General features: G+C 65.4%; 21 protein-coding genes. 9 read left to right on the top strand and 12 right to left on the bottom strand.

Annotation, left to right across the window (positions count from 1 at the left end; translation table 11 throughout):
* The first annotated feature begins 32 nt into the window (after positions 1-32).
* The gene (locus WDM24_RS31580; RefSeq protein ID WP_166304174.1) at positions 33-845 is read left to right on the top strand and encodes an AraC family transcriptional regulator; all 813 of its coding nucleotides are present in this window, start codon (positions 33-35) and stop codon (positions 843-845) included.
* Positions 846-1,003: 158 nt separating this feature from the next.
* Complete coding sequence (locus WDM24_RS31585; protein WP_338828538.1) at positions 1,004-2,368, top strand: malonyl-CoA decarboxylase; 1,365 nt, start codon at positions 1,004-1,006, stop codon at positions 2,366-2,368.
* A 206-nt stretch (positions 2,369-2,574) separates the two neighbouring features.
* Here the strand turns inward: WDM24_RS31585 and WDM24_RS31590 are convergent, their stop codons facing one another.
* The 9 genes from WDM24_RS31590 to WDM24_RS31630 all read right to left on the bottom strand — a co-directional run bounded on the left by WDM24_RS31590 (position 2,575) and on the right by WDM24_RS31630 (position 12,396).
* Positions 2,575-4,944 carry a TonB-dependent siderophore receptor gene (locus WDM24_RS31590; protein ID WP_338828540.1) on the bottom strand — a complete coding sequence of 790 codons (2,370 nt, stop codon included), beginning with the start codon at positions 4,942-4,944 and terminating at the stop codon, positions 2,575-2,577.
* 313 nt (positions 4,945-5,257) lie between these two features.
* Complete coding sequence (locus WDM24_RS31595) at positions 5,258-6,319, bottom strand: hypothetical protein (protein WP_338828541.1); 1,062 nt, start codon at positions 6,317-6,319, stop codon at positions 5,258-5,260.
* Positions 6,320-6,488: 169 nt separating this feature from the next.
* Entirely contained in the window at positions 6,489-7,658 is a 1,170-nt protein-coding gene (locus WDM24_RS31600; protein WP_338828543.1) for a mandelate racemase/muconate lactonizing enzyme family protein, read from the bottom strand.
* A gap of 107 nt (positions 7,659-7,765) precedes the next feature.
* Complete coding sequence (locus tag WDM24_RS31605) at positions 7,766-8,032, bottom strand: DUF3297 family protein (protein WP_338691380.1); 267 nt, start codon at positions 8,030-8,032, stop codon at positions 7,766-7,768.
* Entirely contained in the window at positions 8,029-8,505 is a 477-nt protein-coding gene (locus WDM24_RS31610) for a glutathione peroxidase (protein WP_338701523.1), read from the bottom strand. Before WDM24_RS31610 ends, WDM24_RS31605 begins: the two co-directional genes overlap by 4 nt.
* 11 nt (positions 8,506-8,516) lie before the next feature.
* Positions 8,517-9,908 carry an amidase family protein gene (locus WDM24_RS31615; protein WP_338828545.1) on the bottom strand — a complete coding sequence of 464 codons (1,392 nt, stop codon included), beginning with the start codon at positions 9,906-9,908 and terminating at the stop codon, positions 8,517-8,519.
* Positions 9,909-9,980: 72 nt separating this feature from the next.
* Entirely contained in the window at positions 9,981-10,550 is a 570-nt protein-coding gene (locus tag WDM24_RS31620; RefSeq protein ID WP_338828546.1) for a c-type cytochrome, read from the bottom strand.
* Positions 10,551-10,682: 132 nt separating this feature from the next.
* Entirely contained in the window at positions 10,683-11,957 is a 1,275-nt protein-coding gene (locus WDM24_RS31625) for a PQQ-dependent sugar dehydrogenase (RefSeq protein ID WP_338828547.1), read from the bottom strand.
* Positions 11,958-12,138: 181 nt separating this feature from the next.
* Entirely contained in the window at positions 12,139-12,396 is a 258-nt protein-coding gene (locus WDM24_RS31630; RefSeq protein WP_029079044.1) for a DUF6894 family protein, read from the bottom strand.
* Positions 12,397-12,717: 321 nt separating this feature from the next.
* On the opposite strand from WDM24_RS31630, the gene pqqA reads away from it, so the two are divergent.
* The 7 genes from pqqA to WDM24_RS31665 all read left to right on the top strand — a co-directional run bounded on the left by pqqA (position 12,718) and on the right by WDM24_RS31665 (position 17,597).
* Entirely contained in the window at positions 12,718-12,798 is an 81-nt protein-coding gene (pqqA, locus tag WDM24_RS31635; RefSeq protein ID WP_035635412.1) for a pyrroloquinoline quinone precursor peptide PqqA, read from the top strand.
* 161 nt (positions 12,799-12,959) lie between these two features.
* On the top strand, positions 12,960-13,889 hold the full coding sequence (gene pqqB, locus WDM24_RS31640; protein ID WP_338828548.1) for a pyrroloquinoline quinone biosynthesis protein PqqB: 930 nt from the start codon (positions 12,960-12,962) through the stop codon (positions 13,887-13,889).
* Positions 13,890-13,909: 20 nt separating this feature from the next.
* Positions 13,910-14,680, top strand: coding sequence for a pyrroloquinoline-quinone synthase PqqC (gene pqqC, locus WDM24_RS31645; protein WP_338828549.1), 771 nt, complete (start codon positions 13,910-13,912; stop codon positions 14,678-14,680).
* A 10-nt stretch (positions 14,681-14,690) separates the two neighbouring features.
* Positions 14,691-14,999, top strand: a complete 309-nt coding sequence (gene pqqD / locus WDM24_RS31650; protein WP_338828550.1) for a pyrroloquinoline quinone biosynthesis peptide chaperone PqqD — start codon at positions 14,691-14,693, stop codon at positions 14,997-14,999.
* A complete protein-coding gene (gene pqqE, locus WDM24_RS31655) occupies positions 14,996-16,216 on the top strand; it encodes a pyrroloquinoline quinone biosynthesis protein PqqE (protein WP_338828551.1) in 1,221 nt (406 codons plus the stop codon). The genes pqqD and pqqE overlap by 4 nt, the downstream gene beginning before the upstream one ends.
* Positions 16,206-17,180: a prolyl aminopeptidase gene (gene pip / locus WDM24_RS31660; RefSeq protein ID WP_338832479.1), complete on the top strand. Its 975-nt coding sequence runs from the start codon at positions 16,206-16,208 to the stop codon at positions 17,178-17,180. The genes pqqE and pip overlap by 11 nt, the downstream gene beginning before the upstream one ends.
* 60 nt (positions 17,181-17,240) lie before the next feature.
* A complete protein-coding gene (locus WDM24_RS31665; RefSeq protein WP_338828552.1) occupies positions 17,241-17,597 on the top strand; it encodes a hypothetical protein in 357 nt (118 codons plus the stop codon).
* Between the two features lie 287 nt (positions 17,598-17,884).
* On the opposite strand, the gene WDM24_RS31670 is transcribed toward WDM24_RS31665, so the two are convergent.
* Genes WDM24_RS31670 through WDM24_RS31680 form a run of 3 tightly spaced genes read right to left on the bottom strand, consistent with a single transcriptional unit; the run spans position 17,885 to position 22,947 of the window.
* Entirely contained in the window at positions 17,885-19,078 is a 1,194-nt protein-coding gene (locus WDM24_RS31670) for a DUF1501 domain-containing protein (protein ID WP_338828553.1), read from the bottom strand.
* 15 nt (positions 19,079-19,093) lie between these two features.
* Positions 19,094-20,614: a DUF1800 domain-containing protein gene (locus WDM24_RS31675; RefSeq protein ID WP_338828554.1), complete on the bottom strand. Its 1,521-nt coding sequence runs from the start codon at positions 20,612-20,614 to the stop codon at positions 19,094-19,096.
* Between the two features lie 35 nt (positions 20,615-20,649).
* Positions 20,650-22,947 (bottom strand): caspase domain-containing protein, encoded by a 2,298-nt coding sequence (locus WDM24_RS31680; RefSeq protein WP_338828555.1) that lies wholly within the window; start codon positions 22,945-22,947, stop codon positions 20,650-20,652.
* Positions 22,948-23,007 lie beyond the last annotated feature (60 nt).

Consider the following 23,007-nt stretch of genomic DNA (forward strand, 5'->3'; position numbering starts at 1 on the left):
TTATAGGTGCTTGTCCTGACGGGATGTCGCCAATGACTATCGCTGAACCGCCAATCAGAGCCCTCCACAAGGACCGGCGCATCACCGGCGATGGCGTGCATCTGGTCGCGCGCAACTATCCCAAGGGCGTCCGGCTCGACCCGCACATGCACCGCGAGGCCCAGCTGGTCTATGCCGCCTCGGGCACCATGCAGGTGACCACGCCGAAGGGCCGCTGGCTGGTGCCGCCGGATCGCGCGGTGTGGGTCCCTGCCCTGCTGCCGCATGCGATCGACGTGCTCGCCGACATCGAGATGCGCACGCTGTATTTCGACCAGGCCTGGCTCGCACGCGAGGAGCGCAGCGACAGCCTCGACCACGAATTCGTGGTGCGGGTCTCGCCCCTTGTGCACCAGGCGATCCTTGCGCTGTTCGACACATCATGCGGACGCGAGCGCACCGACCTCTTGATCCGCCTCGTGATGCTGGAGCTGCACCAGGCCGAGGATTCCGCGACCTTCATCCCGCTGCCGCAGGAGCCGCGCTGCCGCCGCGCCGCCGATATCGTGCTCGCCGATCCGACGGGAGATCACGAGATCGACGCGTTGGCGCGCATGGTCGGCACCTCGGCGCGGACGCTATCGCGGTTGTTCTCGGTGGAGACGCAGCTCTCCTTCAAGAGCTGGTGCCAGCGCGCCCGCATCGCGGCCGCGATCGAGCGGCTGTCGACCAACGTGAATGTTTCGGTCAAGCAGGTCGCCGCCGACCTCGGATATGCCAGCGTGCCGGCATTCTCCCACGCGTTCCGCCAGGTCACCGGCAAGACACCGACCGCGTTCGCGGAGAAAACGTGCGAGAAAACGTGAACGGGATTCGTCATCGGGAGTAGTCATGACGAATTATACCGCTGTCGGGCTGCGACATATTTCCGTACGATCCCTGCGCTTGATTGCAGTCCTCCCGACCTTAAATCCCGTGTAAGGTCCGGCTTCACTGGATGCGACCCGCTGGATACGACCTGCTCATGGCCAACGCCTTTTTCTCCGACCTGCTCTCCACGATCTCCGAACGCGGCCGGGTGCTGCTCGGCCGCGCCAGCCCGGCCGACGACAAGCAGGATCCGTCCGAGCTGCTGGAATTGTGCGAGGCGCTATTGTCCGGCCGCGGCGAAGCCTCCGGTACCGCGATGGCGCGCGAAGTGCTCGACCGCTACCACCATCTCGATACCCCCGGGCAGCTGTCGTTCTTCCAGACGCTGGCGCGCGACTTCGGGCCCGATCACGCCAGGCTGGCGCAGGCGATCGAAAGCTGGCGCGCCAAGGTGAACGACAAGGCCAATGGCGACGACGCCAGCGACTTGCATTTCGCCTCCGAGCCGCGCCGCCAGGAATTGATCCGCCGGCTCAATCGCGCGCCGGGCGGCACCGGCGAGCTGGTGTCGATGCGATCCGATCTGCTTTCATTGATGAAGGGCAACAAGGACCTCGCCGCGCTCGATCGCGACGTGGTGCATCTGCTCTCATCCTGGTTCAACAGGGGATTTCTGGTGCTGCGCAGGATAGACTGGTCATCGCCGGCCAATATTCTGGAGAAGATCATCCGCTATGAGGCCGTCCACGAGATCCGCGACTGGGACGATCTGCGCCGCCGCATCGATCCGGTGGATCGCCGCTGCTACGCGTTCTTCCACCCGGCGCTGACCGATGAGCCGCTGATCTTCGTCGAGGTCGCGCTGACCGAAACCATCCCGGGCGCGATCGCGCCGCTGCTCGCCGAAGAGCGCGAGCCGGTGGCGGTCGAGCGGGCCCGCACCGCGGTGTTCTATTCGATCTCCAACACCCAGCGCGGACTTGGCGGCATCTCCTTCGGCAGCTTCCTGATCAAGCAGGTGGTCGAGGAACTGCGCCGCGAATTGCCGAAGCTCGACACCTTCGTGACGCTGTCGCCGGTGCCGGGCTTCATGCAGTGGGTCAAGCAGGCCGACGACGTGCCGCTCACCGATGAGGACCGCCAGCTCCTGGAAAGCCTCGGCAAGCCCGGCTGGTCCGAGAACCCCGAGCTCGCGGCACAGCTGCGTACCGTGCTGGAGCCGCTCGCCGCCTACTACTTCCTGAAGGCGCGCACGCCGAAGGGCCGGCTGATCGATTCGGTGGCGCGCTTCCATCTCGGCAACGGCGCGCGGCTGGAACGGATCAACTGGCTCGGCGACCTCTCGCCCAAGGGCCTGCGCGAATCCGCCGGCGTCATGGTCAACTACCTCTACCGCCTCGACGACATCGAGAAGAACCACGAGGCCTACGCCAACAATGGCGAGGTGATCGCCTCGAGCGCGGTGAAGAAGCTGTTGAAGGGCGAAGGCCGGCGGCTGCTGGATATGCGGCTGGGATAACGAGACCCAGCTCCATCCCCGTCATAGCAGAGAGCGTTCGCATTCCAACACCGTCATCCTGAGGTGCGAGCGGAGCGAGCCTCGAAGGATGCACGGCCCGGCCGGTGGCCGTCGATCCTTCGAGACGCCGCTTCGCGGCTCCTCAGGATGACGGGGCCGTGAACATCGACAGCAATGACGGCACGGTAGTCGAGGCCCTCGCCGCCTTAAAACCTCGCCCGCGCCATCAGCCGCACCGTGCGGCCCTGCCCCGGCGAGATGTTGTTGTTGCCGTCGGCGGAGGCCCAATAGCCCTTGTCAAAAATGTTCTCGACATTGAGCTGGGCGCTCCAGTTCTCGTCGATCTTGGCATAGACCGCCGCATCGAAGCGGACGAAGCTCGGCAGCCGCACGGTGTCGTCGGACGAGGCAAAGGAATCGCCGAAATAGATCACGCCGAGCGCGGCCGCCCACATCGGCGTGAACTGATACTTGTTCCACCAGGCGAACTGATTATACGGCACGAGCTGGACGCGATTGCCGGGAACGACGGTCGCCGACGTCGCGCCGGTGATCTTCGCATCGGTATAGGCATAGGCCAGCGACGACTGCCACTGCTCGGTGACATAGCCGGTCAGGCTCGCCTCGACGCCGCGCGTCAGCGTGCTGCCGGAGGGGAAGAAGAAGCCGGGATTGTTGCCGTCGGCGATCGGCTGGTTGGTGCGGTTCAGATTATAGACCGCGGTCGAGAACAGCAGCTTCGGATTGATGTTCCACTTCATGCCGAGCTCGACATTCTCGAAGCGCTGCGGCTGCAGGATCAGCGTGCCGTCGGTCAGCGCGCTGAACTGGTCGCCCGAGGCCGGCAGATACGAGATGCTGTAGGCGGTATAGACCGACATCGAATCCATCGGCTTGATGATCAACGCGCCTTGCGGCGACACCAGATTGTCGACGCGGCCGCGGTTGATGTTGGTGTTCATGTCGGTGGCCGACATGTCGTAGCGGTCGAACCGCGCGCCGGCGATGATCTGCACGGCGCGCGAAATCTCGATGGTGTCCCTGACATAGCCGGACTGGATGTTCAGCGCGTAACGGCTGTTCGAATCGGGCGTGGTGACGCCGTCGGTGTTGGTGCCGGTGAAGTGGTGGATGAAGGTCACCGGGCCGAAATAGGTCGGCGCGAACGGGTTCTGCACGATGGTGTTGGTGCCGTTCGGGAACACGCCGGTATTGCGGATGTCGACGCCGGTCTGACGGCCGAATTCGGTGCCGAAGCCTACGGTGTGGAACAGCGGTCCGGTCCAGGTCTTGTAGGTGAAATCGGTCTGGTTGAAGACATTGTCGCGGTTGGTGGTGTGCTGATAGGCGCCGAGATTGACCGCGGTATCCGCCGGATTGACCGCGCCGGCGAGCGCACCGCCGGTCGGATAGACGTTCTGATAGAACTTCTGGTAGTCGGCGGCGAAGGTGCCGTTGCGCACCGTCAGTCCGTTCTCGAAATCGTGCTCGATGATTGCCATGCCGGTCTGCACCGTCGCCTGCGCGGTGTTCAGCGCCGGACTGCCGAAGAAGGTCGAGAAATCGCCGTTCGGCGCAAACGGCGTGGTCGGATTGAAGCGGGTCGCGCCGCCCGGCAGGCCCTGCGAGGGATTGCCGCGATCGGCGGTGCGCTCGTCGTGGAAATACTCGTAGCTCAGCTTGATCTTGGTGTTGTCGTCGGGCTTCAGCGTCACGGTCGGATTGATGCCGTAGCGTTCCAGATGGTTGAAATCGCGGAACGCGTCGGCGCCCTCGTAGAACACGTTGAGCCTTGCTGCGACGTTCTCGTTGATCGCCTGTCCGGCATCGAGGGTGACGCGGCGATCGCCCCATGAGCCGGTCTGCGCGGTCGCCTCGTAGACGCGGTTGCCGTCGGCCTCCTTGAGCGTGCGGTTGAGCAGGCCGCCGCCGGCGCCGCGGCCGAAGGTCAGCGCGCTCGGCCCCTTCAGCACCTCGATGCTCTGGGCGTTGTACAAGTCGCGGAAATACTGGACGTCGTCGCGGAAGCCGTTGACGAAGAAATTGGCGCTGGAATCGACGCCGCGGATCACGAGCTCGTCGCGATTGCCCTCGCCCTGATGCACGGCGACGCTGGGGACGTAGCGGGTGACGTCGGTGAGGCCCTGGTAGTTCTGGTCGCGGATCTGCTCCCGCGTGATGACGTTGAGCGATTGCGGGATGTTGACGATCGCGGTGTTGGTCCTGGTCGCAACCGAGGTGCTGTTGGCGAAATAGCCTGACGTGCCGGTGCGCGCGTCCTGCGATTCCGCGAACGGCTTTGCCGTAGCCGCCGGCTCGATCCGCCGCGCGGTCTGGGTGCGGCGGCCGCGCGTGGCGGCGGTGTTGCGCGCAGTCTTCGGCGCGCTGCGGCGGCGTTGCGCCGCCGGCGGGGTGACGGTCACCGGCGGCAACGTCGAGACGCCTTGCGCCGGCGCCGACTGCGCCCGCGCAACTGAGGTTGCGAGCGGTACGCTCAGCGCGAGATAGCTCGCCGTAAGCAGCGAAAGCTTCGCCAGCAACACAGTGCGGCGGTTGGTTTGTGATCTCGATGTCATGACGTCGTCCCCAAGCAATTCTCGAAGCAACTCTCGCCTTGCACGAAGGCGATGCGCCGTCCTCTAGAGACGTGGGGCGCTGTGCGTCCAGACGACGGACTTAAGAAAATTTTTGCACGAGAACGGAATAAAATCGCGACGAAAGCGCGCAAGTACGCCTCGCGGCGCGCACAGCGTTGGAAAAGTCAAGGATGCAAATGGTTTCTGTCGGCTTCCGGATTTGCGCCGGGAAACGAAGAACGGCGCTTGCGCGCCGCCCTTCTTGTAGGAATTCCAGATTGTATCGGTTCTAAAGGCGCTACCGATGCCGGCCTCACGCGATCGCGGATCGCGGCCGCAGCCCCGCCGGCAGATGCGCATCGATCCAGCCAGCGATCGCGCGCTCATTGCGATGGTAGAGCAGGCCGGCGGCGATCACGGCAATTCCGATCAGCGACAGCGCGAACGGAAACCACAGCGAGTCCTTGAACACGACGTCGGCCAGATGTCCGAGATAGATGCAGATGCCGAACGCGCCGAACACCGCATAGGCGCGCCGCATCAGGATCACGGCGAGCGCGATCAGGCCGACATTGAGCAGGCAGTAGACCGCCTTGCCCAGTTCGGTCGAGCCTTCGGACGCGGTAATTCCGCCCCAGAACGCCATCAGGCCGAACAGATGCAGCCAGAACGCAAAGTCGCCGTTGCGGCTGCGATAGTCGACGATCCACGCCACCGCGAGCACGGCCAATCCGAACCAGATCGACACGCGGCGCCGCGTCTCGAAGTCGGCATAATCCATGCCGCTGAACCACGGCGCCAGATCCATCGACATGAACCACAGCGCGAACGCGATGATCGCGACGATGAAGGCGAAGCGGAAGTAGCGCAGCGCGACGATGCCGGCGGCAACGGTTGCAATCTCCATGAAGAGCCAGCTGCCCTTCACCCAGATGTAGAAGTCGTGCACGGTTCCGGGCTTGCCGAACTTGCCCCACCAGCCAAGCTCATCCTGGATGCCATAGACCGCGAGCGGCGCCATCGAGACCGCGATCGCGATCAACAGGCCGCCGGGAACCCGCAGATTCTTGCCGTACCAGAGGTGGTGACCGGCGACAGTGAAAGCGGTGGCGTAGGCGATCGCGCAGGCCGTCAGCGCCCGGCCGCCCATCTGGGTGAACGCCAGGGTCGAGAACAGGCCCATGGCACCGATCACGATCAGCGCGCCGGCGTACCAGAGCACATGCGCAGCATCGAATTTCGCCGCCGGGCTGGCGCCACTGTCCGCACCCTTCCCGTCGCTGCTCGCCAGGAAGGTGAGCAAGCGTTCCAGATCAGCCGTGCTGATCACCCCGGCATCGGCGGCGTCCCGGAGATTCTTCGCTGAATATGGCATGCGGCTATCCTCACGGCCGGTTCCGCGCCTCACCCGGTGACCCGGAAAGAGGCGTCTCTCCTGCATGAGTATACCGGAACGTGAGCAACGTTCAACATTTTCTTGAGCGCCGCTCACATTATTTTGCAAGCAGACTCAAGGATGCCTGGCCGGCCGGATTGGGCACGAACTACGCGGCCAGCGCCTTCATCTCCTTGTAGAGATCAGACTTGCCCTCGAAACCGATGCCCGGAAGGTCGGGCATCACGATGTGGCCACCCTCGACGCGCACGCCGTCGGGGAAACCGCCATAGGGCTGGAACAGGTCGGGATAGCTCTCATTGCCGCCGAGGCCGAGGCCGGCCGCGATGTTGAGCGACATCTGGTGGCCGCCATGCGGGATGCAGCGGCTCGGCGACCAGCCGTGGGTCCTAAGCACCGCGAGCGTGCGCTGATATTCGCAGAGACCGTAGGACAGCGCGCAGTCGAACTGCAGCCAGTCGCGATCCGGCCGCATGCCGCCGTAGCGGATCAGGTTGCGCGCATCCTGGTGGCTGAACAGGTTCTCGCCGGTCGCCATCGGGCCGGGATAGAACTCGGCCAGTGCTGCCTGCAGCGCGTAGTCGAGCGGATCGCCGGCCTCCTCGTACCAGAACAGCGGATACTCGCGCAGCATCTTGGCGTAGGCGATCGCGGTCTCCAGATCGAAGCGGCCATTGGCGTCGACCGCAAGCTGCGCGTTACTGCCGATCTCCTTCAGCACCGCCTCGATCCGCTCGCGGTCCTCGGCGAGCGGCGCGCCGCCGATCTTCATCTTCACGACGTTGTAGCCGCGGTCGAGATAGCCGCGCATTTCCTTGCGCAGCGCGCCGAGGTCCTTGCCCGGATAGTAGTAGCCGCCGGCGGCATAGACGAAGACGCGCGGATTGGCGGTCACGCCGTGGCGCTCGGCGAGCAGCCGGAACAGCGGCTTGCCGGCAATCTTCGCCACCGCGTCCCACACCGCCATATCGATGGTGCCGACCGCGACCGAGCGCTCGCCATGGCCGCCCGGCTTCTCGTTCGACATCAGCGTCGACCAGACCTTGTCCGGATCGAGATTGCTGCCGTCGGCATCGAGCAGCGATTTCGGATCGGCCTCAAGCAGGCGGGGCGCAAAGCGCTCGCGGATCAGACCGCCCTGCCCGTAGCGGCCGTTGGAATTGAAGCCATAGCCGACCACCCGCCTGCCGTCGCGCACCACGTCGGTGACCACGGCGACCAGGCTCGAGGTCATCTTGCTGAAATCGATATAGGCGTTGCGGATCGGCGAGGAGATCGGTTTGGTGACCTCGCGGACGTCGACGATGCGGACGGACATGGTGTTGCCTTCTCTTGTCGTCGTTCCGGGGCGTCCGAAGGACGAACCCGGAATCTCGAGGTTCCGGGTTCGATGCTTCGCATCGCCCCGGAACGACAGTGTGCTAGTTACTTCTTGTCCCGGAAATACGGCTCGACCGGCCCGTGCACCTTGATGGTCAGCGGATTGCCGTAACGGTCCTTGGCGTTGCCGGCGGTGACCCGCACCCAGCCTTCGCTGATGCAGTACTCCTCGACATTGGTCTTCTCGGCACCCTTGAAGCGGATGCCGACGTCACGCGACAGGATCGCCTCGTTGTAATAGGGGCTCTTCGGATCGATCGAGAGACGGTCCGGAAATTGCTCGTTGGTGGTATCGTCGTTGTTGTCGCTCATAGCAGCGCCTCGATCTCCCTCTTCAATCCTTCGGGCCGGGCGGTCGGCGCGTGCCGCGCCACAACCTTGCCCGAGCGATCGACCAGGAACTTGGTGAAGTTCCACTTGATCGAGGGTCCGAGCAGGCCCGACTTCTCGCGTTTCAGGTGCTCATACAATGGATGCGCACCGGCGCCATTGACGTCGATCTTGGCGAACATCGGAAACGTCACGGAATAGTTGGTCTCGCAGAACGAGGCGATCTGCGCTGCGTCGCCCGGCTCCTGCGCACCGAACTGGTTGCAGGGAAAGCCGAGCACGGCAAAGCCGCGCGGCGACAGGTCGGCGTGCAGCTCCTGGAGCCCCTTGTATTGCGGCGTGAACCCGCAGGCGCTCGCGGTGTTGACGATCAGCAACACCTGCCCCTCGAAGCGCTGCAGCGGCACGTCGTCGCCGGACAGCGACTTGGCGGTGAAATCATAGACGCGTGACATCGTCATTGCCGTTACCCCGCTGGATCGATCGGCGACGGCGGCGTGCCGCCCGCCTCGACCGCCTCGCCCGCGGCAAGGCAGAGGTCCTCGCGGTAGCGGCCGGCCACCAGCTGCACGCCGACCGGAATCCGCCCCACGAGGCCGGTGGAGACGACGAGCCCGGGAAGCCCCATGAACGGGATCGCGATCTGCGGCAGCTGCGCGTGCCACACCCGCGCGAACGAGGCCTCGTCCTTGCGATCAAGATGGTCGGGGAACGGCAGCTCGCCGGACACCGGCATCAGCAGCACCGGATATTTGTCGAAGAAGGCAAACCATTCGCGGGTCAAGGTCGCGCGGCGGGTCAGCGCCTGCGACAAGTCGAACGGATGCACCCTGGCGCGGACGCCGCGCAGGCAGGCCAGCGCACCGGGATCTCCCTCGCGCTCGGCGAATGCGAGCTGGGCCTCGTAGCCGTCGCCGAGCCAGAGCCGGGTCTGGATCTCGGCCGCCTCACGCAGGGACGGTGTGTCGGCGATCTCCTCGACGATCCAACCGGCCTTCTGCAGTCGCTTGCCGGCATCGGCCACCGCGGCGACCACTTCCGGCACCGGATTGAGACCATCGGGATTGAGGCACATCGCAACGCGCTTTTCCCGCGGCGGGCCCTCGAGCGGCACCGGCGCATACCAGGGATCGCGATAGTCAGGCGCCGACATCGCGGCAAGCGAGATGCGCAGATCGTTGACGGTGCGCGCCAGCGGCCCCGACACCGCGCTGATCTGCGGGCCGATCGGCCGCTCCGGCAGCGCCGAATTGAAGGCCGGGATACGGCCCATGCTCGGCCGCAGGCCGTGCACGCCGCAGGCATAGGCCGGATAGCGGACCGAGCCCGCGATATCGGTGCCGTGCGCGATATGGCCGATGCCGGCCGCAACCGCCGAGCCCGCGCCGCCCGACGAGCCACCCGGGGTGATGCCGGGATCGCGCGGGTTCTTGGTGTCGCCGTGAATGAGATTGGTGGTGAACCAGCGATAGGAGACCGCGGGACAATTGGTGCGGCCGAGCAGCACCGCGCCGGCCTTGCGCAGATTGGCGACCACCGGGTTGTCGACCTTGGCGATGAGGTCGCGCTGCGCCTTCAGCCCGTTGGTGGTGGCATAGCCTTCCTGGTCGACATTGACCTTGATGGTGATGGGCACGCCGGCGAGCGGACCGACCGCCTCGCCGCGCGCAATTGCCGCATCGATCGAAGCGGCCTGCGCCAGCACGTCGTCCGGCCGGTGATCGACCACCGCGTTGATCTTCGGGTTGACCGCGTCGAGCCGGGCAAGCCCGGCCTCGGCGGCCTCTTTCGCCGATACCTTCTTCGATTTGATGAGGCCGGCGAGTTCAGCCGCCGACAGACGCCAAAGATCCTGCATGTGCAACTCCGTGTGACGCAGGCGTTTTAGCGCCGCACGGAGAACAAGGCCAGCGGCCCGCCGCCCGTTGTTTCAGCGGACATGCGCGATGTAATAGGCAAGGTCGGCGATCTGCTCCTTGGCGACCGGCTGCATCACGTCGGCCATGGTCGCGTCGTAGCCGTGGCGGCTATTGTCCTTGTATTCGGCCATGGTCTTGGCGAGGTAGTCCTCGCGCTGGTTGGCGATGCGGGGGACGTTCTCCTTGCCGGAGAAATCGGTGTTATGGCAGGCGTTGCAGCGGCTCTGCTGCACCAGCGCCTGGCCGCGCGCCATCCGCGCCGGATCGCCGGCCTCGGTGGGCGGCGTGGGCTTCGGCAGGGTGGCGATGAAATCGGAGAAGGCGCGCAAATCGTCGTCGGTCATCGACTTCGCCATCTCGTTCATCGGCTCGAAGGTGCGCAGCTTCTCGCGGAACATGAAGAGCTGGATCAGCGCATAGGGCGCCTGCTGGCCCCCGAGCGAGGGCGTGTTCTCGGTTTCCGAGGTGCCATGCTCGCCGTGGCAGGCAAAGCACGCAGCAGTGCGCTCCTGGATGGTCTCGGCATTTGCGGAGAATGCGGTGAATGCAAACAGGAGCGTGGGAATAGTCATCTTGCGCATTAGCGGCTCCTGGCACTTCAGTCATTCCGGGCTGGTGCTCAGCACCAGACCCGGAATCTCGAGATTCTCAGATGTGCAATTGCACATCATAGTTCGATGCTGCGCATCGCCCCGGAATGACGTTGGTGGTTGTTACTGGTTGGCAACCTTTTGCTTGCCGTAGCTGATGCGATAGACCGCGCCGTTCCAGTCGTCGGAGACCAGCAGCGAACCGTCCTTCAGCAGCATCACGTCGACCGGGCGGCCGACATACTTGTTGTCCTCGAGGAAGCCGGTCAGGAACGGCTCGACCGACTTCACGGTGCCGTCCTTGTTCAGCTTGACGACGACGATGTCACCGCCCTGCTTCTGCGACTTGTTCCAGGAGCCGTGGCGCGCGACGAAGATCGCGTCCTTGTAGGCCTTCGGGAACATGCTGCCGGTGTAGAAGCGCATGCCGAGCGAAGCGGTATGCGGGCCCATCAGGCCGACCGGCGCCGTGTAGTCCTTGCAGTTCTTGCCCCAGCCGAGCTCCTGGTCGATGATGTTGCCCTGCCAGCAATACGGCGCGCCGAAATCCTCGCCGGCCTTGGTGACGCGGTTGAGCTCGTCTTCCGGCACCGTCTCCGACAGCCAGTCGCGGCCGTTGTCGGTGAAGTACATCTGCTTGTTCTCGGGATTCCAGTCGAAGCCGACCGAGTTGCGCACGCCGAGCGCGTAGACCTCGGCGCCGGAGCCGTCGAGATTCATGCGGCGGATCTGGCCGTGGTCGGCGTCATGCAGCACGTTGTTGCCGGGCTGCCCGACCGGGACATAGAGCTTGTTGTCGGGACCGATCGCGATGAACTTCCAGCCATGCGCCTCGTCCTTCGGCAGCTTGTCGTAAATGACGGTCGGCTTCGGCGGGTTGTCCAGATTGTCCTCGATCTTGTCGATCTTGGAGACCTTCGAGAGCTCGGCGATGTAGAGCGTGCCGTCCTTGAAGGCGACGCCGTTCGGACGATAGAGGCCCGAGGCGATCACCTTGACCGAGCGTTTGCCGTCCTTGTTGACGATCGCATAGACCTTGTCGACCAGCCGGCTGCCGACGAACACGGTGCCCTTGTCGCCGAGCGCCAGCGAACGCGCATTGGCCATGCCCGCGGCATAGACCTCGACGTTGAAGCCGGCCGGCACCTTGAGCCTGGCGAGCGGCAGCTTGTCGGGCGCGGACGGCAACGGCGGCGGCGCCACCGGCGCGAGCTTGGCGGCGGCCTCATTGTCCGGACGCCCGATCATGGGCGAGCCCGGCGGAAGCGGCTGCGCGGCAGGCGCCGCGCCTGCCGCCGGCGGGGTCGCCGGCTGCTGCGCCGCAGCAGAGAGCGTGAATGCCCCCAACATCGCCCCGGCAAGCAGCAGGCTGCGCGGTGCGAACGAGTGTTTTTTCATGATTGTTCTCCCCTGGGTGGAAGCCGTTGTTGATTGCGCCATTAAGGTCGATCGGCGCGGTTCGGCTTTCCGTTCATAGCCTTGCGAGTTTGTCCGGACAATTGCAATCGGATACATGCTGGCATCGGCCAACGCATGGTTGTGACCACGCGGCCCCGTCGGCGTGCGTCAATGCCTTATCTCAGTGCCTTGTCAGGGAGCGGTCCGGGCGATCGAGAATCGCCTCGGTGAAGGGAAACTCCAGCACGATCTCGCCCTCGTCGTCGGTCACCTCGATCACCGCGCTGAGCAGTGCGCCGTCGGCGCCCTCGGTCTTGAGCAATTCGCGAATCATCGCCCGCGCCATTTCCCATGCGCGATCCGGGTCGCGCAGGATTTCGCCGTCGGGGTCGGAGATCAGCTCGTCGCCGATACGGGTATTGAAGAAATAGCGTGGCATCGGCTGAACTCGGCTCGTTAGTCGCTCCCGTCGCCGGAAGCTGTAGAATCGTCATCAGGACCTTCGGAGGACCGCGCGGCCCTGTTTGTTAGCCCAACATCACCATTCACCGTGTGGCGAACAACAGGAAAAAGGTCTGATGGCACGGGCTTTTGACAGGAAATGCGCGCACAAATTTGTGACCGGGCCAGTTCCGTTTGCCGCAGTGCAGCATGCCTTTGAGCAGGGCACGTTGCAAAAAATTTAAGTGGCGAACTTTTCCAACCGCAGTAGTTTAACTGCAGGGCGGAAAGTTCGTCCGGTTGCAACATGGAGAGCCAAATGGCCTGGAAAGCACCGAAGATCGTGGAAGTGTCGGTCGGCATGGAAATCAACATGTATATGTGCGCCACCCGCAAGTAAGCGGCAGCGCCCTATACACGTTTAGCGTTTTAGCGCAGGTGGACATCCGGGCGTAACACGCTCCCGAACATGGGGGTGTGTTTCAAATCCGGGGTCCACCTCGTAACGTTTCTGGTCCAAATCAAGCCTCGTTAGGGCCAAACTTCTCCAGGGGACGGATCATGCTTCGTGTCGTCGTCCTGGGTGCCGCGGCAGGTGGCGGCGTTCCGCAGTGGAACTGCGGCTGTGCCATCTGCAGGACGGCGCGAAGCGATCATCCGGAATTGCAGAGCACGCAAGCCTCGATCGCCGTCAGCGGCGACGGCGCGCACTGGTTCCTGGTCAACGCTTCCCCCGATCTCCGTCAGCAGCTGATCGCCACGCCGCAGCTGCATCCGAAACCCGGCGCCTTGCGCCACAGCCCGATCGCCGGCGTCATCCTCACCAATGGCGAGGTCGATGCGGTCGCCGGGCTGTTGTCGATGCGCGAGGGTTCGCCGTTTGCGATCTACGCCCACGAGCGGGTGCTCGCGATCCTGCGCTCGAACAGCATCTTCAACGTGCTGAGTGAAAAGAACGTCGCGCGACGGCCGATCGCGGTCGACCAGGGCTTTGAACCGGCTTTGCCCGACGGATCGCCGTCGGGGCTCGAGGTGCTGCCGTTCGAGGTTCCCGGCAAGGGCGCCTGGTATCTCGAGGGCAAGGCGCATCCGGCAGGCGCCGACGGCGTCGGCGATACGCTCGGCCTGCGCATTGCGGACAAGCGCAGCGGCCAATACTTCTACTTCCTGGCGGCCTGCGCGCGGGTCACGGACGACCTCAAATCGCGGCTCAAGGGCGCGCCCCTCGTGTTCTTCGACGGCACGGTGTGGCGCGACGACGAACTGATCGCGGCGGGGCTTGGCAACAAGACCGGCCAGGGCATGGGACATATCGCGATGTCGGGCGATCAGGGTGCGATCGCGAGCCTCGCCGCTCTCGACATCGGACGAAAAGTGTTTTTGCATATCAACAACTCCAACCCGGCGCTGCTTGGGAGCTCGGCCGAGCGCAAGGCGGCCGAACAGGCGGGCTGGCAGATTCCTTCCGACGGAACGGAGATCGTGCTGTGAATGTGGTGCCGACAAACGGAATGACTGCGCTCTCGATCGGCAAGGGCATCACGCTCGACAGCGCCGAGGCGATGGAGGCGACGCTGCGCCAGATCGGGGCGACGCGCTATCACAGTCTGCACCCGTTCCATCGCCTGCTGCACGGCGGCAAGCTCAACAAGGGCCAGGTCCAGGCCTGGGCGCTCAACCGCTATTATTACCAGAGCACGATCCCGCTGAAGGACGCGATGGTGATCTCGCGCTTCCGCGACCGCAACACACGGGTCGAGTGGCGTCACCGCATCGAGGACCATGACGGCGATCTCGGCAATGAGGGCGGCATCGAGCGCTGGCTGAAGCTGACCGAAGGCCTCGGCCTCGCCACGGCATACGTGGAGTCCACCGAAGGCATTTTGCCGGCGACGCGCTTCGCCGTCGAAGCCTATGTGCATTTCTGCCGCGACCGCACGCCGCTGGAGGCGATCGCCTCCTCGCTCACCGAATTGTTCGCGCCGAACCTGCACGAGGAGCGCATCTCGGGGATGCTGAAGCATTACGACTTCGTCAACCCCGACATCATGAGCTATTTCAGCCGCCGCCTGACCCAGGCGCCGCGCGACGCCGGCTTCGCGCTCGAATACGTCAAGCAGCATGCGAAAACACCGGCCGAGCGTGAAGCGGTGTGCAACGCGCTGATCTTCAAGACCAACGTGTTGTGGGTGCAGCTCGACGCGCTGTACCACGCCTATGTCGACGGCCACATTCCGCCCGGCGCCTTCGTGCCCAAGACCGATATAGCCAAGGCGAGCTAGGGACACGATCATGGCCAGCCGCAACATCAGCGTCAGCGAGACCAGCCGGCCGAAACTGCCGCGCCACACCAAGCTGAAATTCGACGAGACGCGGCAGGTCTGGGTGATCCTGGCGCCGGAGCGCGTGCTGGCGCCGGACCAGATCGCGGTCGAGGTGCTGCAGCTCTGCGACGGCGTGCGCAACGTCGCCGAGATGGTCGACGGGCTGGCGGCGAAATATGCCGCGCCACGCGAGGCAATCGCGACCGACGTGATCGCCATGCTGCAGGATCTGGCCGACAAGGGCTTTCTCACCGAAGCGCGCGAGAGCACAGCATGAGTGACACACTCGCCGACAACAAGACGACACCATCAGGCCCGAGCGACGGCCTTGCCGTGTTGGAAGGTGCCCGCTCGGCCGCCGAGACCTACGGCATCCCGCTCGCCGTGCTGCTCGAGGTCACCCACCGCTGCCCGCTGCAATGCCCCTACTGCTCGAACCCGGTCGAGCTCGACCGCGGCTCGACCGAGCTCACCACCGACGAATGGAAGAAGGTGCTGAGCGAGCTCGCCGAACTCGGCGTGCTGCAGATCCATTTCTCCGGCGGCGAGCCGACCGCGCGCAAGGACATCGTCGAGCTGGTGCGGCATGCGACCGATGTCGGGCTCTATTCCAACCTGATCACCTCGGCCGTGCTGCTGAGCAGGGACAAGCTCGCGGCGCTGGCCGATGCCGGCCTCAGCCATGTGCAGATCAGTTTTCAGGGCAACGAGCCCATCGTCGCCGATCGCGTGGCCGGGCTGAAGGACGCGCACAAAAAGAAGCTCGAGGTCGCGAAATGGACGCGCGAGCTCGAACTGCCGCTCACGGTGAATGCCGTGATGCACCGGCAGAACCTGCATCAGCTCCCCGACATCATCCAGATGGCCGTCGACCTCGACGCCGACCGGCTCGAAGTCGCCAACGTGCAGTATTACGGCTGGGCGCTGAAGAACCGCGCCGCGCTGATGCCGACGCTACAGCAGATCGAGGAGACCAGCCGCATCGTCGAGGACGCGCAGGCGCGCCTGAAGGGCACGCTCGCGATCGACTATGTGGTGCCGGATTACTACGCGCTGCGGCCGAAGAAATGCATGGGTGGCTGGGGCCGCCAGTTCTTCAACATCTCGCCGGCCGGCAAGGTGCTGCCGTGCCACGCCGCCGAAAGCATCACCGGGCTCGAATTCGAATCGGTGCGCTCGAACCATTCGATCGCCTGGATCTGGCAGAACTCGGAGGCCTTCAACCGCTATCGCGGCACCGGCTGGATGCCGGAGCCGTGCAAGTCTTGCGAATTCCGCGAGGTCGACTACGGCGGCTGCCGCTGCCAGGCCTTTGCCCTGACCGGCGACGCGGGCAACACCGATCCGGCCTGTGCGCTGTCGCCGCGGCACGAGGAGATCTTCAAGCAGGCCGAGCAGGAATCCGCCGGCAGGCAGAACCGTTTCCTCTATCGCAACTTCGCCGGCGGCACGCTGGAGGCGGATGAACGCCAGGACAAACGTGATGGCGCCTGACGCCGACGCCGGCAAGGCCGCGAGGCGCGCCGATCCGTTTGCGCCCCTGACATCGGAATGGCTCGATGTCGGCAGTGGCCACGACCTCCATGTCGAGAGCGTCGGGCGCGAAGGCGGCGTTCCCGCTGTCTACCTGCATGGTGGTCCCGGCAGCGGTTGCCAGCCCGATCATCGCCGGCTGTTCGATCCCGAGCGCTTTCACGCCGTGCTGTTCGACCAGCGCGGCTGCGGCCGTAGCCGGCCGAAGGGCAGCCGCGACCACAACACGACGCAGCATTTGATTGCGGACATGGAGAAGATCCGCGAGCGGTTCGGCTTCGCGCGCTGGATGGTGGTCGGCGGCTCCTGGGGCGCGACGCTGGCGCTGGCCTATGCTCAAGCCCATCCCGAGCGCGTCAGCGGCCTGGTGCTGCGCGCGACTTTTCTCGGCACCGCCGAGGAGCTGGAGGATGTCTTCCTGCGGACCTTGCCGCGCTTCTATCCTTCGCTCTCCGAGGATTTCCTCAACTTCCTGCCCGAGGAGGAGCGTGCCGCGCCGCTTGCGGCCTATTACCGCCGCATCCTCGGTCCCGACGCCGCCGTGCATGCGCCGGCCGCGCGCGCCTGGCACGACACCGAACGCACGCTGTCGGAGCATACGCCGAAGCAGACGCGGCTCGATCTCAAGTCATCGGGCACCCTGCCCTCGACGCCGTTCATGGAGGCGCACTACTTCGCCAATGATTGCTTCATGCGGCCGAACCAGCTGATGGACGACGCCGGCAAGCTCGCCGGCATTCCCGGCATCCTGGTGCAGGGCCGCTACGATCTGCTGTGCCCGCCCGCAACCTCGCACGCGCTCGCCGCGCGCTGGCCGGGCAGCGAGGTCCGCATCATCGATGGCGCCGGCCACATCCTCTACGACCCCGGCATCCGCAACGCCGTGATGAAGGCGATCGCGGACTTGGCTGCGAGAGCGGCTTGATATCTAGGTCCAGAATACCCACACACCCTCATCCATCGTGCCGATAGGCAGGAGCGGCATATGGTTCAAAAACCAGTGAGAGAGCTTTGTAAGATTGGTGCGAAGCTGACAGACGGCCTCAGTGAGAAGCAACTTCAGGCCGCTGAGAAATCCGTTAATGAACTTACACAACCCCTCGGTGAGGATGACATTGAATCGCTCATTTCGCTGCTACCGCAAGACGGCGACACTGCTTTTGGCATCAATTGGTCGATTTTGCATGCGATCGAGGCGTCGCCTGCCTGGCCCCTGTGGAGCTTGATCGAAGATGAGCGAAACGAATGGGTTCGCACGTTTCGGCTCCGCCTAGCGAATGGAGGCTTTCACCCTCCATCTTCTGACACGCAGGACGAGGTGAAGCAGGGACGGCCACACTAATTGCGCTAAACCAGGTTCAGGTCTTTCGGCTTGACCCCGTTGAAAATCCGCTCGAGGCTCGCCTGCTGCAGGCCATAGACATGCTGGATCAGGCCGGCGAAGAACGTCTTCGTGGTTCTGGAACAGCGGTAGCTGTGCGATTAGGACCTGCTCGCCGGCCAAGGCGGCCGCCATTGCACGATTTCTGAATAATGGAAGAATACCGATGAGTTGCCCGACGTGTCAAGTCGCCGGCACCTGACGGCTACTTTGCATGGGGTTGTTTTCGATATTTTGGCAGCGCCCCTTCAAACCAGGTTCAGATCCTTCGGCTTGATGCCGGTGAAGATGCGTTCGAGGCTCGGCTGCTGCAGGCCGTAGACGCGTTGGAGCAGGCCGGCGAAGAACGCCTTGTAGTCGGTCAGGACAGGATAGTCGCGGTTCTGGAACAGCGTCGCCTCCGCAACCTTGATCTGCTCGCCGGCCATCCGCCCGCCATTGAGGCCGCCGCCCATCACCCAGTAGACGCTGCCATGGCCGTGATCGGTGCCGTGGTTGCCATTCTCGCGGAAGGTGCGGCCGAATTCGGAGATCACGACCACGACCGTGTCGCGCCACATCGCCGGCCCGATCTCCTCGGCGAAACCGGCAAGGCCGCGGCCGAGCTCACCGAGACGGCTGGCAAGATAGCCGGTCGCCGCGCCCTGGTTGACATGGGTGTCCCAGCCACCGACATCGACGAAGCCGAGGTTGAACTGCTCGCGCATCAGATGCCCGATCCGCCGCGCCGACAGCTCGAAGCCGCGCGGCGAGACTGCGCCGCGGTTCGCCGCCGTCATCTCCTCCGAGACGGATTTGTAGACATCGTCGCGGACGCGAAAACCTTCCGCCACCGAGTTCGCCAGACTGCCCTGCGTGTACATCTGCTTGATCAGCTGGGCCTGGCGGTCGTCGACCCCGGGCTTGCTGACGCTCGCGATGCTGGTGTTCGGGACCTGGGCCTGGCCGCGGAAGATCAGCGGCAGCTGATCGGTGAAGGAGATCGGCTTCACCCGCGTCAGCTCGCTCGCCAGCCGGCTCATGAAGCCGGAGCGGTAGTCGCGGCTGCCGCCGACCGATTGGCCGAGCTCGATCGTGTCCTGGGTCTCGAAATGACTGCGCGAGAGGTCGTCGGTGCAGCCGGCGAACGGGACGAACGCGATCTCGCGTTTGGCCCAGAGCGGATAGATCGAGTCGCGCAGTGCCGGATGCAGCCCCCATCCGGCATCGAGCGCCAGCGCCGCGTTCGGATTGCCGGCATCCGGCCGCGCGATCGCAAGCGTCGGGCGCGTGGCGTAGTAGAACTCGCTGCCGACCGGCACGATCACATTGACGGCGGCGTAGGCGCCGCGCAGGAACACCACGAGCAGGCGCGCGTCGGTCGCGGGCGCTGCCCAGACCCGGCCGGCAACGGTGAGAGATGCGGAAGCAGCGAAGGCCTTGATCAGTTCGCGGCGGTTCATTGGCGAACCTCCCTTTCAGTGCATGAACTCCGGTGACGACAGGAACAGCGTGTTCCAGTCCTGCGGCGAGACCGCCTGGTCGAGCGCGGCGAGCGTAGTCGGGCTCAGCGTCTGCCTGATGGTGCTGAAATAGAGTGCGTTCATGACCTGCGGAAACGCCGGCTGGTCGACGGCATTGGGCTCGTTCGGCTTGAACAGCCCGGCCGAGCCCGAGCCGATCGCGCGTGCGATCTCGAAGCGCAGCATCATCTGCCCCGGCCCGTTCCAGGCCGTCGACAGCATCGAATAGCCGTCGGGCGTCTCGTGGTTGAACAGGCCTTCCGACAGCCGGTTGAGCCAGCCCTGGATCGGCATCGTGTTGAGGATGACCTTGGTGTCGTAGGCGAGCCGCACCGCCGAGATCACGTAGAGCACCGGATCCTTGAACTTGGCGCCATCCTTCAGCGTCGCGGTGAACTCGGGCGCGTGCACCAGCGTCGACATCACGGCCGCGATATCGCCGTCGGTCTTCTGGAAGGTCTGCGCCATGCGCTGCACCAGCGCGTCGGACGGATTGTCGGAGACGAAATAGGTCGCGAGCTGCCTTGCGATATGCGTGGCGGTGGCCGGGTGACGGCAGAGGATGTCGAGGGCTTCGTCGACCTCGGCAAGGCCGCGGCCCTTGATCTGATGGCCGAGGAAGGTCTTGTCGCCATAGTCGTGGCGCGCCGGATTGAACTCGAAACCGCCTTCACGGACCAGCTGGGACTGCAGCTCCGGCTTCAGCTTCGGATCCTCCGACGCGAAGTCGACGCCGACGCCGGTGAGGATGCGCGCCAGCGCCTCGACGTCGGCCTGGGTATAGCCGGAGCCGACGCCCATGGTGTGCAGTTCCATGATCTCGCGGGCGTAGTTCTCGTTGAGGTGGCCGGCCGCGTTGTCGGCATTGTCGAGATAGCGCAGCATCACCGGATGATGCAGCGTCGCGGCGAGCAGGTCGCGGATCGCGTGATCCTCGTAGTCGCCCAGCAGCACGCGGATCATGGCCTTGTACTGGAACACGTTGAAGTGGTTGAACCAGAACCAGGTCATGCGCTCGCGCAGCTGATCCGGCGCATAGAGCGCGCGCAGGATGGTGCGGGCCGCGGCCTGCTTGACGCGATCGTTCATGCCCTGCTGGAACACCGTCTGCGCCGCCCTGCGCTGCTCGGGGTCGGCGACCTGGTTGGCCGATTTGGCCTGCAGGTCGAAGGCAGCCGCGATATCGAACGGAAAGCGATGCACGTCGGGCATCGCCTCGATCTGCGCACGCACCGCCGGCGGCAGCGCGACATTGGCCGGGTGCAATTGCTCCTGCAGCCAGCGTTCGACGCCGACCTCGCGCAGATGCGCCGCGCTCGAGGCGTTGACGCCCCAGCTCAGGCGATCGAGCAGCGCGACGTCCTGTGCTGCGAGTTCGGCCGCCTGTGCGGGCTGGCGGCACGCCACCAGCCCGATGATTGCGCCGATCAGGAATTTCGCGACGCTCCGCGACCCGAGCGAGGCCGTGATGCTCATGGATGCTGACCTGCTCCGCGCATGACGTCACGCCCTCAGTGTTTGCACTTGCCGGGAGGACAGGCCGGCGCTGCCGCCCGTGGTGCGGGCGCGGGCCTCGGCGGCGCAGCCATCCGCGGCGGCGGCGCTGCGCGTTGCGCCTGCACCGCAGGCCGCGGCGGCGGCGGTGCAGCGCGCGGAGCCGGTGCCGGCGCCGGACGCGGCGCAACGGCTGCGGCGCGAGGCGGCGGCGCTGCGGCACGCTGCGGCGCGGGCCGCGAGACCGGTGGCGGCGACACCGCGGCACGCGCGGGTGCCGTCCGCGCGGCCGGCGTCGGCCGTGGCGGTGTCGCGCGGCTCGCCGGCGACGACGCCGTCGCGGGCTTCACATTGCCGGTTGGCGCCGTCGCGGCATGCGAGAGCGGCTGCCTGCCCGGTTTGCCAGCGGTCGCAGGCGACGCCGGCGCGTTTGCCGCCGGGGCAGCCGTGGGCTTGGCCGGAGGCGCAGGTTGCGCATTGGCAGGCGCCATCGCGGTCGCCGGCTTGCCTGGCGGGAGCGCATTCGGCTTTGCGCCAGGTTGCACGGCGCCGGGTTGCGATGTGCCGGGTTGCGCGGCGCCCGGCTGCACGGCGCCATGCGGCGTGGCGTTGGCCGGCGCGGTCGCCGACTGCGGCAGCGGCGGGCCGTTCTTCGCGCCCGGCAGAGTGTGCGCACCCTGCGCGCCCGGTGCGGTTGGCGCAGCCGCCGCGTTCGGCGCGGCGCCAGGGGCTCCCATCGCCGCGCCCTGTGCCGGCGTCACGCCTTGCGGCGCGCCCGGCCGCGTCAGATTGGCGCGCTGCATCGCCGCCGCCGGCAGTTGCGGCGCCGCCGTCACCGGCGCGCCGCCCATCGCCGCGGTCACCCCGGCCGCATGGAGCTGCGCCGGCGTGGGGTTGGGATTGTTGATCACCGTGTTGATGACGGTCGTGTTGTGGATGTTGTTGAACACGATGTTGTTCTGCGGCGGCACGACATAGGCCGGCGCAGCGACATAGGCCGGGATCGCCACGAAGAACGGCGTCGGCAGCACGAACAGGCCGATCGGCGGCGGTGGTGGCGGCAGCACGACGAAGTCCGGCGGCGGCGGCGGCAGGAAGAACACTGGCGGCGGCGGTGGCGGCGCGAAGGCGAACACCGGATCGCTGTAATAGAGCACCGGGCGGTCGACATAGACGATCTCGTCGGGCGGCGGCGGCGGCACGTCATAGTCCAGCACCGTGAACTGCGGCGGTGGCTCCAGCGCGGCCGACAGATAGGCGAGCCGGCGCCGGGCGTCGTAGGCATGCGGCCCGCGCGGATAACGCCGCAGGTACGACCAATAGGCATCCGGCGTATCGGCGTTGTAGGTGCGCCGCCACGTGATGGCCTCGCGCCGCGCCGCCACGATCGCGCGCACCCGCTTGGCCAGCGGATCGTTCGGATAGGCCTGCAGATAATCCTCGTAGCCCTGCAGCGTGTCGCGCTCCAGCGCCGCGGCATAGGCATCCTGCGCCGGGAAATCGCGGATCGGCTTGGTGCGCAGTCCGGCATCGACCTGCTGCGGCGGCGCATCCGGCTTGCGCTCGAAGAACATGAAGGGCGCGTCGACCTTCTGTGCATTCCAGGGGATCTCGGCGCCCTTGGTCATCTCGTTGACGCGCAGGCGAACGCGGTCGAACACCTCGGGCAGGGTCAGGCCGCCGGCGCGGATCATTTCCGCCAACGCTTGCGCGTAGGGCCCGTAAGGCGGCGCGCCGTCAGGCGCGACGGTGCCGGGCGCCGAGTTGAAGGCGATCAGCATCTTCGGATCAGGATCGACCAGCGCAAGGCCACCGGCCAGCGGCTGGCCATCTTTCGCGAACGGATTGCTGCGCGCCGCATCGAGCACGATCACGCCGGCCTTGATCGGCAGCGCCGACAGCTGATGGCTGTAATCCGAGATGCGGATCGCCTCGACCGGCACGTCGGTGTCGCGGGCGATCTTGGCATCAACAGGCACGAAGTAATTCTCGCCGGTCAGTTGCACGCCGTAGCCGGCGAGATAGACGAAGGCGACGGTGTTCGGTCCGGCGTCCTGCACTTTCTGGATGAAATCGCGGAACGATTTGCGCAGCGTCTCGCCGTCGAGATCGCGGGCCCCGATGACATCGAAGCCCGCGGCCTGCAAGGTCTGCGCAATCAGACCGGCATCGTTGGCGGCGGTCTGCAGCGCGCCGGCCTCATAGGCGCCGTTGCCGACCACGAGCGCGAGGCGTTTCTCCTGGTCCTGCGCGTGCACGGGAAGCGACGCGAGCGACACCAGAGCGACAATCAATGCCCACAGAATGCGTGCCATAGCGGTCGTCCCTTTGCTTCTCGAGAGTTGGCGAAACGAATGGAAATGCTACCTCTGTGA

The organism is Bradyrhizobium sp. 27S5 (assembly GCF_037217225.1).
GTDB lineage: Bacteria > Pseudomonadota > Alphaproteobacteria > Rhizobiales > Xanthobacteraceae > Bradyrhizobium > Bradyrhizobium septentrionale.